Raw genomic sequence first — 13,548 nt, forward strand, 5'->3', positions numbered from 1 at the left:
GGCGCCTGTGCCGGCGGGTCGTTCCCGTCCGGCAGGGACGAAGATGCAGATCACGTGGGGTCGGGCCGTTCGCGGGCCGGCCCTGCCGGTTTTTTTGTGCCGGTTCGGTGCCGGACGGGTGCGACAAGGCTTCGGTGCGACGAGGTGTGACCGTGCCGCTTCCCCGCTCCGGGCGGTCAGGGGACGTGGGGAGCGGCGGCCGCCGGTCGGATGCCCCAGCCGCGTGCCTGGAGCGCCGCGGCGAGAGAGGGTTCCGCGCCCGCGGCGACGGACAGTTCCACCAGCCCGGAGGCGTCGCGCGGGGAATGTTCGATCTTCACGTCCTCCACGTTGACGCCGGTGGTGCCGACGTCCGCGAGCAGGCGCGCCAGTTCCCCGGGCTGATCCCCGATGAGCACGGCCACGCTGTCGTAGCGCGTGGCGACCGCCCCGTGCTTGCCGGGGATGCGGCCGTGCCCGGCGTTCCCGCGGCGTAGCAGGTCCGCCAGCCGGGCCGCTCCCGCCGTCCGCCCGGTCTGGTGCGCCGCCGACAGGTCCCGCAGTGCCCGCACCGTCGCGGTCAGGTCGGCCGCGAGGTCGTCCAGCACATCGGCCACGACGCCGGCGTTGGCGTCCAGGATGTCCATCCACATCGCGGGGGACGAAGCCGCCGTGCGCACCACGTCCCGCACCCCCTGCCCCGCCAGCCGGACCGTGGACGGCTCGGCGCCCTCCAGGCGGGCAGCCATCAGACTGGCGACGAGCTGCGGTGCGTGGGAGACGAGGGCCACCGCCCGGTCGTGTTCCGCGGCGTCCATCAGCACGGGCACGGCACCGCAGAGGGCGACCAGCTCCAGCGCCAGATTGAGGGTCTCCGTCCCGGTCCTCGCGGTGGGCGTGAGCACCCAGGGCCGGCCCTGGAAGAGCGCGGCCTGTGCGGCAAGGGGGCCCGACAGCTCCCGGCCGGCCATCGGATGGCTGCCGATGCAGGAGGACAGGTCGCAGCCGCGCGCCTCCGCGTCCCGCAGCGGCCCGCGCTTGACGCTGGCCACGTCCATGCAGTGACGGGCCAGGCCCTCCTGCTGGACCTCGGCGAGGACCTGCCCCACCAGGGCGGGCGGTACGGCGACGACGGCCAGGTCCGCCGGCTGTGCGGGCGGGTCGAGCAGGCCGGCGCCGAGCGCGGACGCCGTCCGCCCCGAGTCGTCGTCCGCGTCCCGCAGATGAACCTGTACGCCGTGCCCGGCCAGGCACAGAGCCACGGAGGTGCCGATCAGGCCGGTGCCGACGACGACGGCGCTGCGGATGCGCCCCGCGTACCGATCGGGCGCCGGCACCGGGCGACGGCCGTGATCCGGCGTTCCCCCTCGCCCCGGCACCGGCCCCGGTGCCCCCGCCGTGCGCGTGACCGGCACCATGGTTGCCGGTTCGGATATTTCTGACCTATACATGCAAACCACTCCATATCATCATGTACGCTCCGTCGTCCGACATGATGCGAGGTCAACTCGCCTTGTTCTCCTGGCCGTTCGGCCGTCGCCCGCCACCGGAGGAATCCGTTGCACACGTCCGCCCTGGTCCCCGAGTCACGCGTGCGCCCGCCACGGCGCCGCCTTCGCCTCACCTTCAGGCTGGTGGGGCCGGCGTTCCTTGCCGCCGTCGCGTACATCGATCCCGGCAACTTCGCCACCGACGTGGAGAGCGGGGCCGACACCGGCTACCAGTTGCTGTGGGTGGTGCTGGCCGCCGGGTGCGCCGCCGTACCGGTGCAGTACCTGTCGGCCAAACTGGGCATCGTCACCGGCAAGAGCCTTCCCGAGTCGTGCCGGCGCCGGTTCGGGCCGCGCGTGTCGGCGGCGCTGTGGATACAGGCGGAGATCACGGCGATGGCGACGGACCTCGCCGAGTTCACCGGTTCGGCCATCGCGCTCCAACTGCTCTTTCATATGGGCCCGTTGGTGTCGGCCCTGGTCACGGGAGGCATCTCCTACTTCCTGCTGGACCTGTACGGCCGCCGTCGCAGGTCGCTGGAGCGGCTGCTGACGCTGACGCTCGCCCTACTCCTGCTGGCGTTCGCCTACCTCACCGCCCGCGGCACCTTCGACGCGGGCGCGGCGGCCTCGGGACTGCTGCCGTCGGTGTCGGGCGCGAACGGAGCCTTCCTGGCCGTCGGCATCATCGGTGCGACGTTGATGCCGCACGCCATCTATCTGCACTCGGCGTTGGTGACCGACCGGGTCTTCGTGCGCGATCCCGAGCGGATCCGTGCGGCCCTGCGGGCGGAGCGCTCGCAGGTGTTCGTCGCCCTCGGTGTCGCCAACGCCGTGAACCTGCTGATGCTCGCCATGGCCGCCGGGGTGCTGCAGGGCGCCTCGTCCGGCGGTCTCTCGCTGGCAGAGACGCACCGGCTGCTCGGCACCCTGCTCGGGGGCGGCGCGGCGACGGTGTTCGCGCTGGCGCTGCTGGCTGCAGGGCTCTCCTCGTCGGGGGTGGGCACGCTGGCGGGGCAGGTGGTGATGTCCGGGTTCGTGGGGCGTCGCGTGCCGGCGGTGCTGCGCCGCACCGTCACGATGGTGCCGGCACTGGTCGCCGCCGCCGCGGGGTGCGACCCGACCCAGGTGCTGATCGTGAGCCAAGTCGTCCTCGCTTTCGGGATCCTGCCGGCCCTCGTGCCGCTGCTGATGCTCACTTCGGACCGGCGCCTGATGGGGGAGTTCGCCGTCGGCCGGGCGGCGCGGGCCGGGATGTCGGTGCTGGCCGGGGCGATAGCCGCCGTGAACCTGCTGCTGGTGTGGCTGCAGGTCGTCCGGTGAGCCGTCCGGCACCGCCCCGGCTCCCGCCGTCCGGCACCGCCCCGGCTCCCGCCGTCAGGCACCGCCCCGGCTCCCGCCGTCCGGCACCGCCCCGGCTCCCGCCGTCAGGCGGACGGGTCGGTGCCGGTCTTCAGCACACTGTTGGACTTGTCGACGAACACCACCCGCGGTTCGAGCGCGGCGGCCTCGCCGTCCTCGACGGAGGCGTACGCGATGATGATGACGATGTCGCCGGGGTGGACCAGGCGGGCCGCGGCGCCGTTGATGCAGACGACGCCCGAGCCGCGTTCCCCTTCGATGACGTACGTCTCGAGCCGGGCGCCGTTATTGACGTCGACGATGTGCACGAGTTCGCCGGGCAGCAGGTCGGCGTGCTCCATCAGCTCCGGGTCGAGCGTCAGCGAGCCGACGTAGTGGAGATCCGCCTGGGTGACGGTTGCTCGGTGGATCTTGGACTTCAGCATGGTGCGCCGCACGATGGCCGTACCTCGTTCCTGAGTTCTGTGGTCGGTGGGGTTTCTGTGCCGGGTGAGCCCCGGGCAAGGCCGTGGGGCCGTGGAACCGCGAGGCCGTGGGGCCGTGTGCTTCAGCGGGTGAAGACGAGCGCTGTGGTGTGTCCGCCGAAGCCCGCGGCGTTGCAGAGGACGGCGGCCGGACCGGCGGGCAGCTCGACGGGCACGTCCCGCACGATGTCCAGGCCGGTGTCCGGGTCCTGTTCCCGGACGTTGACGGTCGGGGGCAGGACCGAGTGGGCCAGGGACAGCACGGCGGCGATCGCCGCCAACGCGCCGGAGGCGCCGAGCAGATGACCGGTCATCGATTTGAGAGCGGTCACCGGGACGCCACCGGGTCCGAAGACCCCGTTCAGCGCGGCGGCCTCCGCCGCGTCGCCGGCCGGGGTCGAGGTCGCGTGGGCCTGGACGTGCCGTACCGCGCCCGGTGCGAGCCGGGCGTCGGCCAGCGCCCGGCGCATCGCCCGGGCCAGACCGTCGCCGTCCGGACGCGGACCGGTGGGGTGGTGGGCCTCGGACGCCTGACCGGCACCGGCCAGGGTGCAGTACGGCTGCGCGCCGCGGGCACGGGCGTGCGCGGCGCGCTCCAGCACCACGACGGCCGCGCCCTCGCCGATGACGAACCCGTCCCGGGTCCGGTCGAACGGCCGGGAGGCACCCTGCGGCTCGCCGTTGCGCCGGGACAGGGCACGCATGGCCGAGAACGCCGCCATCACCAGCGGGTGCACGCCGGCATCGGCACCGCCTGCAAGCACCACGTCGGCCCGGCCGAGCCGGATCAGATCCAGTCCGGCGGCGATCGCGTCGGCGCCGGCCGCGCAGGCGGTGGCCGGGGCCGACGCCTGCCCGAGGGCACCCACCTCGATCGCTGCCAGGGCGGAGGAGTGGTTGCCCATCAGCATCGGCACGGTGTGCGGCGACACCCGGCGCGGGCCGCGGGTGCGCAGTTCCTCGTTGTTGTGGACGACGGTGTGCGCGCCGCCGATCCCGGTGCCCAGGACGACCGCCACCCGCTCCGGGTCGATGGGGCCAGAGGCGTCGGCCCGGCCGACGAAGCCGGCGTCGGCCCATGCCTCCCGCACCGCGAGCAGTCCGAAGGCGCCGACCCGGTCCACGCGGCGGGCCAGCACCCGTTCGAGCAGCGGCGCGGGCTCGGCCGCCGCCGGGGCGGCGATGCGCACCGGAAGGCCGGCGGCCCACGACTGGTTCAGGGCCTGGACGGCGCTGTGCCCGGAGAGCAGGCCCTCCCAGGTCTCCTTGACCGTGACGCCGAGCGGGGTGACCGCGCCGAGCCCGGTCACCACCACGGCGGCGTCGTCGCCGACGGCGCCGGTCATACGGAATCCCGCTCCATGGCCGCTATCAGGCTCAGCGGCCTGATGTCGGTCCACTGTGCCTCGATGTGGTCGAGGCAGGTCTGCCGGTCGGCCTCGTCGTGCACCGTGGTCCAGCCCGCGGGGACCTCGGCGAAGACGGGCCACAGGGAGTGCTGGCCCTCGTCGTTGCGCAGCACCAGGAAGCGGCCGTCCGGGTTGTCGAAGGGGTTCTGCATCAGCGTGTGCCTTTCGTCGTGGAACGCGGGGTACGGGTGGCGGGCGGGACCGTGGCGCCGGGGACGCACAGGGGCGCAAGCCGTCGCGCGGTGCGTCGTTCGACCACGGTGCGGACGTCCAGACCGCGGCCGAACGCGGCGTTGATCCGCGCCGTCAGTTTCAGCGCCGTCAGTGAGTCGGCGCCCTGGTCGAAGAAGTCGTCGTCGGGGCCGAGCCGTTCGGCACCGAGCAGGTGCGCGGTGTGAGCCGCGAGGGCGTCCCGGGTGCGGCGCAGGGCGTCCGGGTCGAGCATCAGGTCGCCGACTGCCGCCGAGGGTGCCGCGGCGAGGGCCCGCAGGAGCGTGGGGAGCAGGTGTGCGAGGTGCTCGGCGACGGGGTCCGGCACCAGGTCGGGCCGGTGGCCGAAGGAGAGGTGCAGGCGCTGTTCGGGGGTCACGGCCAGCTTGACGGGGTAGTGGTACGGGTCGTGTCCGTCCATGCCGGTGATCCGCAGCGCGTCCGGCCGCGGATCGGCCGCGACCGGTCCGGCCGTGGCGTAGTTCTCGAACACCAGGCAGGTGTCGAAGAGTTCGCCCGTTCCGGCCTCGCGCAGGATGTCGCCGAGGGACAGGTACCGGTACCCGGCCAGCTCCGCCTGTTCCCGGTGCACAGCGCGGAGCAGCTCGCCGAGCGCGGCGCGGGGGTCCAGCCGTATCCGCACCGGCACGGTGTTGATCAGCAGGCCGACCAGGTCCTCGTGTCCGGGCACCTCCGGGGTGCGGATCGACGCGGTGCCGCCGAAGACTACGTCGTCGGCGCCGGTGAGGTGATGCAGGGTCAGCGCCCATGCCACCTGGACCAGGGTGTTCAGGGTGACGCCTTGATCGCGGGCCATGGCGCGCAGCGCCGCGGTGGTGTCCTCGGCGAGTTCCGTGACGCGCTGCTCCGGCAGGGCGCGCACCCGGGCGGTGTCCCCGTACGGCGCCAGCAGGGTCGGTTCGGCTCCCGACAGCGCCTTGCGCCAGGCGTCCCGCGCAGCGGTCCCGTCCTGGCGCTGCAGCCAGGCGTAGTGCCGGCGGTAGGGGACGGGGTCGGGCAGTCCTCCGGCGTTCGCGGCGTTCCGGTACAGGTGGGCGAGGTCGTGCAGCAGGATCGCGGTCGAGCGGCCGTCGGTCAGGATGTGGTGCTGGGTCAGCACGAGGCTGTGGTGTTGTGCGTCGTGGCGCAGCAGCAGCCAGCGCAGGACGGGGGCGTGGGCGAGGTCGAACGGGCGCAGGCGCTCCTCGAGGACGGCCTGCTCCCGTGCCGCCGGGCCGGCGCCGCCCAAGTCGCTTTCCCGCCAGTCGGCTTCGACCTGGTCGGCGAGGACCTGCACCGGCTCACCGGAGGGCAGCAGCGTGAAGCGGGCGCGCAGCGCCTCGTGCCGCCGCACCAGCGCCAGGCAGGAGGCCCGCAGCCGTGCCGCGTCCAGGTCGCCCTCCAGGTCCAGCACCGTCTGCACGGTGTGCACGTCGGGTGCGCCGTGCTCGTAGTGCGCGTGGAACAGCAGCCCCTGCTGGGCGGGGCTGAGCGGGAGCACGTCCGCGACCGGGCCGTCGGCCTCCAGGCCCTCCAGCTCCTCCTGGGTGATGCGTACGAGGGGTACGTCCGACGGGGTCAGGCCGTGCGCCGCGCCGCGGTCGGCGAGGGCGGCGAAGGCGTGCAGGACGGCCGTCCACTCGTCGGCCAGGCGCCGCACCTGCCGCTCGGGCAGCAGCGCGGGCGCCCAGGTCCAGTTCGCGGTCAGGCGTGGACCGGCGCCGTGGTCCTCGGCCACCGCGTTGATCTCCAGCGGGTGGGCCAGCGGCATGCCGGGGTGCGTGGGTGGGGCGGCGGACTCGGCGACGGGCCGCCACTCGCTCTCGCCGTCGGCGGTGTACCGGCCGAGGTAGTTGAAGGCGACCTGCGCTCCTGGCAGCGCGCCGAGCACGGCGCGGCCCTCGTCGTTCAGATGGCGCAGCAGGCCGTAGCCGATGCCGTGGTCCGGCATGTCGCGCAGCTGCTCCTTGACGGTCTTCAGGGCGCGCAGGAGCGAGGCGTCGTCCATGGCGGTGGTGCCGGGGGAGAGCAGTACCGGGTGCAGGGTGGTGAGCCAGCCCACGGTGCGGCTGAGGTCCAGGCCGCCGATGTCCTGGCGGCCGTGTCCCTCCAGGTCGAGCAGCAGCCCGTTGCCGCCTGCGCCCAGCCGGGCCGCGGCCACCGCGAGGGCGGTCAGCAGGACGTCCTCGGCGCCCGTGCGCAGGGCGGCGGGCAGCGTGGTGAGCAGGGCCTCGGCCCGGGCGGGCGGCAGTTCGACCGAGAGGGTGCGCGCGGTGCCGTGCACATCGCGCTCGGGGTCGGCCGGACGGTCGGTGAGCTGCCGGCCGGCCTCGGCGAGGGTGCGGCGCCACCGGTCGAGCTGCGACGTGAAGCGCGGCGTTGCCGCCGCCTCGGACAGGGCCAGGCACCAGCGGCGCAGTGACGTCGGCACCGGCGCCGGCCGGGCGGGTTCCCCGGTGCCGGCGGCCACCCAGGCGGCGTGCAGGTCGGGCAGCAGGACGCGCCACGACACGGCGTCCACGGCCAGGTGATGGACCATCACCAGCAGCCGTCCGGGCCGGTCCCCGGCGTCGTACCAGACCACCTCCACCAGGTGCCCGGCCCGCGGGTCGAGGCGTTCGGCGGCGCGGGCGGCGTGGTCGGCGATCACGTCGTCCGGTGTCCGGTCGCCGGAGATGTCGACACGGTGCACGCTGCCCCGGGCGTCGACGGCACCGGCCGGCGGCACCGACAGGTCGAAGTCGTCGGTCAGCCGCATGCGCAGTGCGTCGTGCCGGTCGAGGAGCGCCTGCACGGCGGTCACCAGGCGCTGCAACGAGAGCCGGGCGGGCACGGCGAGCAGCGTGGACTGGTTGAACGAGGTGATGGGGCCGCCGAGTTCGCGCAGCCGGTGCACGATGGGCGGTGCCGGGAACCGGCCGGTGCCCTCGTCGTGCCGGACCGGCGCGCGGCCCGGGGCGGGCGGACCGCACACCGCGGCCAGCTCCGCCACGGTGCGGTGCTCGAAGACCTGCCGGGGGTTCAGCTCCAGGCCTGCGGCCCGGGCCCTGGCGACGAGTTGCAGGGACATGATGGAGTCGCCGCCGAGTTCGAAGAACCCGTCGTCCACGGAGTGCACCTCGGTGCGCAGCACCTCGGAGAACAGCCGGCACAGCAGCCGCTCGCTCTCCGATCGGGGCGGGCGGCCCGCGGTGGGCTCGTCGCCGGTCGTCGGGGCGACGGCCGCAAGGGCGGCGCGGTCGAGCTTGCCGTTGGGGGTCAGCGGGATCCCGGGCACCGGAACGAACGCGTCCGGGACGAGCGAGGCGGGCAGGTGGGCCGCGGCGTGTTCGCGCAGCGCCTGCGGGCCGGGGTCGCCGTCCAGGACGACGTAGGCGAGCATACGGCGGGCCTTCGGGCCGTCCTGGGTGTCGACCGCGCAGTGCCGTACCGCGGGGTGACCGCACAGGACGGCCTCGATCTCGGTGGGTTCCACCCGCTGGCCGCGGACCTTGAGCTGGCCGTCGTTGCGGCCGAGGTAGACGAGCTGTCCGTCGTGGCCCCAGCGTGCGATGTCACCGGTGCGGTACATGCGTTCCCCGGGAGCGCCGAAGGGGTTGGCGACGAACCGCTGCGCCGTTGTGCCGGGGCGGCGCACATAGCCGCGGGCCAGGTTGGGACCCGCCAGGTACACCTCGCCGGGCGTTTGGGCGGGAACCGGCCGCAGCCACGGGTCGAGCACATGGACCGCGGTGCCCGCCACCGGCCGTCCGACCGGTACGGCACCCGCGGCGATCGTGTCGTCCGGCCCGATCCGGTACTCCATGCAGCCGACGGTCGCCTCCGTCGGCCCGTACTCGTTGACGGCGGTGGCGTGCGCGTTTCCGTCCCGCCAGGCACGCAGCGCCTCGCCGGTGAGCTGCTCGCCTCCGATGACCAGGTCCTGGGTGGGGGACAGCCAGGTGTGCGTGGTGGCGAGCAGTGGCAGCTGGCTGGGGGTCACCTTCGCGAAGGACGGGCGGCCGAGTCCGTCCGGCGCCGGTTCGCCCAGGGCCGCCATGTGGACCCGGCCTCCCGCGGTCAGCGTCCCGAAGACGCCGGTGACGGTGAAGTCGAAGGAGACCGGCGACTGTACGACGGCCGTGCCGGCAAGGCCCGGATACGCGTGCCGGGCGAACTCCAGGTAGGCGGCCATGGCCCGGTGCTCGACCTGGACGCCCTTGGGCCGGCCCGTCGAGCCGGAGGTGTAGATGACGTAGGCGCCGTTGTCCGGGCCGAGCGGGCGGACCCGGTCGGCGTCGGTGAGGTCCGTGTCGGGGTACTGCTCGGCGGCGAGGCCGGCGGGGGACACGGCCCCGTGCGGCACGCTGCCCGTGGGCCCGTCCGTGACGACGGCCGCCGGACGGGCGTCGTCCAGCATGAACGCCACCCGCTCGGCGGGCAGTGCGGCGTCGATCGGCAGGTAGGCGGCACCGGCCTTGAGGACGGCCAGCAGGACGACGACCAGCTCCGTGCCGTGCGGCAGCATGACGGCGACGGTGTCCTCGGGGCCGATGCCCCGGGCCACCAGTGCGCGGGCCAGCCGGTTGGCGGCGCTGTTGACCTCCCGATAGCCGAGGGCGCGGTGCCGGTCGGAGAGGGCCACCCGGTCGGGAGTGCGGCGGGCCTGCTCCTCGAAGAGGGCGGGCAGGGTGGTGCCGGGGGCGGGGCCGCGGGCGGGGGTGTTCGGGTCGGGCAGGGCGGCCGGGCCGGCACCGCCGAGCAGGTCGACGGCCGCGACCGGGGTGTGCGGCGCGGTGACGACGGCGTCGAGGACGGCTGTCATCCGGGCCAGCACCTCGCGTGCCTGTCGTCCGGTGAACGCCTCGCCGCGGTGGGTCAGTTCGAGGCGCAGCCGCTCGCCGGGCACGACGACGAGGCTCAGCGGATAGTGCGTGGAACCGCGTGCGTCCTGGCCCGCGGACTGCTCCAGGTCGTCGGGCAGCGGCGCGATCCGCAGACCGTCCGCCGGCCGGGCCGGGGCGGCGCCGGTCCCGGGATCGCCGAGGGACAGGAAGGTGTCGAACAGGGTGCTGTGGCCGCTCGCCCGCTGGATGTCCGACAGGCCGGTGTGGTGGTGGCCGGCGAGTGCCGACTGCTCGCGCTGGACCCGGTCCAGCAGGGCGTCCAGCGGTTCGGCCGGGTTCAGCCGGACGCGCACCGGCACGGAGTTGACGAGCAGGCCGACCATGTCCTGGATCCGTGCGGCGGGGGCGGACCGTACCGACACGGTCTGCCCGAAGACGACGTCGGTGCTGCCCGTCACGGAGGTCAGCACCAGTGCCCAGGCCACCTGGGCGACGGTGTTGAGGGTGACTCCGCGGTCGCGGGCGGCCCGTAGCAGCGCGGCCGTGCGTTCCGGGGCCAGTTCGGCGACGGCCAGGTCGGGCAGGGTGCGGGCGGGGGCGAGGCCGGGTGCGGTCAGGGCCGGTTCCGTCAGCCCGGCGAGAGCCGTGCGCCAGGCCGCCAGGGAGGCCTCGGTGTCCTGCTTGGCCAGCCACGACAGGTATCCGGTGACCGGCACGGGAGGCGGCAGGGCACGGTCGTCGCCCGTGGCGTAGAGGGCGATCACATCGTTCAGGACGACGGACAACGACCAGCCGTCCAACAGGATGTGATGATGCGTCAGTGCCAGCACGTGCCGGTCGGCGGCCATGCGCAGCAGTGAGAAGCGGATCAGGGGCGGCCTGCCGAGGTCGAAGCCGCGCTGCCGCTCGTCGAGGAGGTGGCGGGCGAGCTGCGCTCCTGCCTCTTCCCCCTTGCTCAGGTCGAGTCGGGTGCAGGGAACCGTGACCTTGCGGTGCACCAGCTGCACCGTCCGGCCGTTCCTGCGCTGCAGGAAGGAACTGCGCAGCGCCGCGTGCCGGTGCACCGCTGCCCGGCAGGCCGCGTGCAGCCGCGGGGCGTCGAGCGGGCCGTCCAGGAGCAGTGCGGCCTGGCTGACGTATTCGTCCGTCCCGCCCGAAGTGGACTGGGCGTGGAAGAACAGGCCCTCCTGCAGCGGCGCGAGCGGCAGGACCGCTTCCAGTGAGTCATGGGCAGGCACTGCGAGATCTCCAACCATGTGCACGGGCCGAGCGGTTCCCGTCGGCCATGTTGCTGCGGTCCGTGAGGTCCCAGCCAGGCAACCATCCGGCAATTGGAATTGAGCCACGCATGCCGACGGGGCTGCGGGGAGAAGTGGATGTAGGAGGAAAACGGATGCCGGTAGACTCCGGCACCGCTCAGACGGTCTGCCGTACAGAACTTCATGGGAAATCGGAGCCCCGATGAAAGACAACAACGCGATTCAACTCTTGACATTCGCCGTCATGGCGTTGGTACTTCTCCGGCAGTTCCGTGAAAAGAAATTAGGCGTCGCCACCTGGGTGCTCCCCGTTCTTCCCATGGTCGTCGGTGTCCTCCAGCTGGTTCTTCGTGACAAGGACGAGCCCGGCACCTCGATCGGGCTGGGGCTGGGCGTCGTAGCGGCGGGTGTCGTGCTGGGTGCGGTCTACGGGGCGATGATCTCCGTGCACCGGGACTCCGCGGGGGCGGTCCTGTTCAAGGCGGGCTGGACCGCCGTGCCCGTGTGGGTTCTGCTGATCGCCACCCGCACCGTGTTCGAGAAGGCCGGTCACCACTTCGACACCCCGACCAGCTTCGGCTACCTGGCCATCTCCTTCGGGGTGATGCTGCTGGCCCGAACCGCGGGTATCGCGGTACGCGCCAAGCCGCTGGCCCCGGGCGCGTCGGCAGCCCGTACGGCGTGACGGTCCGACGGGGGGCGCGCAGGGCCGCCGGCCCCGCGCGCCCGGCAGTGTTCTGCCGGAGCCGCCCCGCACCACCCGGCGCCGTCACACCGGCGCCGGCCTGTGCACCTCCCCCGACAGCCGGCCCTCGGTCAGGGCCTTCCACATCACGCGGCGGCGCGGCTTGCCGCTCGAGGTCACGGCGAGTTGGCCGCGTGGCACCGGTGCCACCAGCAACTCGGCGTCGTCCAGCGCCTCGGCGAGCACGGGGAGGGCGCGCGCCGCCCAGTCGGGGTCGGGCTTCTCCAGCACCACCACGCCGGTCGGGCGACCCCGGTGCTGCCCGAGCAGCACCGCCACCCGCCGCTGTGGGATGCCCAGTTCGTGCAGACGCGCCTCCAGGCTCTCGGCGAACACCATGCGGCCGCGCACCTTGAGCCCGTCACCGAGTCGGCCCAGCACGTACAGCTGGCCTTCGCCGAGGAATCCCGCGTCGCCGGTGCGCAGCACGCCACCGGCGAGCTCCGTGCCGGAGAGCGAGGCGGAGCCGTCGACGTAACGGGTCGCCAGGGAGGCTCCGCGGACGACCACTTCACCGACCACACCGTCGGGCACCGGACGGCCCTCGTCGTCCTGCACGCTCACCTCGACACCCTCCAGCGGGCGCCCGCAGCCCACGACCCTGCTCGTGTCGCCCGCGTCGCCCTCGGGCACGGCGGACGTCCAGCCCTCACCCAGGGGAAGGCCGGTGACGGCGAGGGTGGCCTCCGCGCCGCCGTAGGCGGGCAGCAGGGCGCGCCGGTCGAAGCCGTGCGGTCCGAGCAGCGCCTCGAACCTCGTGAGTACCTGCTCGTCGATGCGTTCCGCGCCGAGGATCACCGAGCGGACGGCATCGAAGCGCAGGCCCTCCAGGTCGGCGGGACGTACCCGGCGCAGGATGTACGCCAGGCCGAAGTTCGGCATGGCGGCGAGGCCGACCTGGTTCTCGCTGATGCACCGCAGGTAGCGCAGCGGGGAGCGGATGAAATCCTCCGGCTGCAGCATCCAGCCGTCGCACCCGGTGGTCACGATGTTCACCATGCAGCCGAGCAGGCCCATGTCGTGGTGCACCGGAAGCCACGTGATCCCGGGGTATTCCGGGCGCCATCCCAGCCATCGCCGCATCGCCGTCACGTTGGCGCGCAGCGCGGAGTGGGAGACCAGCACACCACGGGAGGCGCCGGAGGAGCCCGAGGTGAACTGCAGCAGGGCGGACTCGGCTGCGGGGTAGGGCCGTCGGGCCGGGCTCACACCCTCGACCAGCGCGTCGAACACCAGGGGCTCGGGCAGGCCGAGCCCCTCGGTGAGGGCCGCGACGGGTTGCTGCGCCTCCTGGTCGCACACCACCACCGCGGGACGGGCGGTTTCGAGCAGGCCGCCCGCGTGTGCCTCGTACTCCACGGCCCGCTGGAAGGCGAACGGCGGCGGGATCGAACACGGTGTGCCGCCGGCCGCGATGGCGCCGAAGAACGTCGCCACGAAGCCGGGGCTGGAGCGCTGCACGATCGCCACGACCTCGCCGTCGCGCACGCCGGCGCCGCGCAGCGCCTCGGCGGTGCGCAGCACCAGCTCGGCCAACTGCGCGTAACTGTGGTACTCCCAGGAGTCCCCAGGCCCTGCGAAGTGCAGGCCGCGGTCCGCGGGCGCCTCCTCGACCCAGTCCAGTAGCGCCCTGTCGGGGATGCTCATCGGCTGTCTTCCTCCCAGGCCCTTGCCGTGGCCGCCGCGGACGGCGGCGGACATGGCCGCATCCTGTGGGCGCGCACCGGGCGCACGCCAGGCAGCGGGCGGGTAACTTCCGCCGGCCGGCCGGGACGGACCCAGCAAGAACGATTGCCTGGTCGTT

General features: G+C 73.7%; 8 protein-coding genes. 2 read left to right on the forward strand and 6 right to left on the reverse strand.

Translation table 11 applies throughout. The features are described from left to right. Positions 1–176 precede the first annotated feature (176 nt). A complete protein-coding gene (locus AB0H32_RS18335; protein WP_361121112.1) occupies positions 177–1,286 on the reverse strand; it encodes a prephenate dehydrogenase in 1,110 nt (369 codons plus the stop codon). A gap of 327 nt (positions 1,287–1,613) precedes the next feature. Between AB0H32_RS18335 and AB0H32_RS18340 the strand changes: the two genes are divergently transcribed. After that, positions 1,614–2,792 carry an Nramp family divalent metal transporter gene (locus AB0H32_RS18340; protein ID WP_361121074.1) on the forward strand — a complete coding sequence of 393 codons (1,179 nt, stop codon included), beginning with the start codon at positions 1,614–1,616 and terminating at the stop codon, positions 2,790–2,792. 104 nt (positions 2,793–2,896) lie between these two features. Here AB0H32_RS18340 and panD read toward each other — a convergent pair whose 3' ends face one another. The 4 genes from panD to AB0H32_RS18360 form a co-directional block, all read right to left on the reverse strand. After that, positions 2,897–3,268, reverse strand: a complete 372-nt coding sequence (gene panD / locus AB0H32_RS18345; protein WP_361121077.1) for an aspartate 1-decarboxylase — start codon at positions 3,266–3,268, stop codon at positions 2,897–2,899. Between the two features lie 110 nt (positions 3,269–3,378). Continuing rightward, entirely contained in the window at positions 3,379–4,641 is a 1,263-nt protein-coding gene (locus tag AB0H32_RS18350) for a beta-ketoacyl-[acyl-carrier-protein] synthase family protein (RefSeq protein ID WP_361121080.1), read from the reverse strand. Beyond that, on the reverse strand, positions 4,638–4,856 hold the full coding sequence (locus AB0H32_RS18355; protein WP_361121083.1) for an MbtH family protein: 219 nt from the start codon (positions 4,854–4,856) through the stop codon (positions 4,638–4,640). The genes AB0H32_RS18350 and AB0H32_RS18355 overlap by 4 nt, the downstream gene beginning before the upstream one ends. Continuing rightward, the gene (locus AB0H32_RS18360) at positions 4,856–10,978 is read right to left on the reverse strand and encodes an amino acid adenylation domain-containing protein (protein WP_361121086.1); all 6,123 of its coding nucleotides are present in this window, start codon (positions 10,976–10,978) and stop codon (positions 4,856–4,858) included. The genes AB0H32_RS18355 and AB0H32_RS18360 overlap by 1 nt, the downstream gene beginning before the upstream one ends. 265 nt (positions 10,979–11,243) lie before the next feature. On the opposite strand from AB0H32_RS18360, the gene AB0H32_RS18365 reads away from it, so the two are divergent. After that, a complete protein-coding gene (locus AB0H32_RS18365; protein ID WP_361121089.1) occupies positions 11,244–11,684 on the forward strand; it encodes a hypothetical protein in 441 nt (146 codons plus the stop codon). A gap of 84 nt (positions 11,685–11,768) precedes the next feature. Here the strand turns inward: AB0H32_RS18365 and AB0H32_RS18370 are convergent, their stop codons facing one another. After that, a complete protein-coding gene (locus AB0H32_RS18370; RefSeq protein WP_361121092.1) occupies positions 11,769–13,445 on the reverse strand; it encodes an AMP-binding protein in 1,677 nt (558 codons plus the stop codon). Positions 13,446–13,548: the final 103 nt, after the last annotated feature.

This window comes from Streptomyces sp. NPDC020362 (assembly GCF_040642095.1).
Classification (GTDB): Bacteria; Actinomycetota; Actinomycetes; order Streptomycetales; family Streptomycetaceae; genus Streptomyces.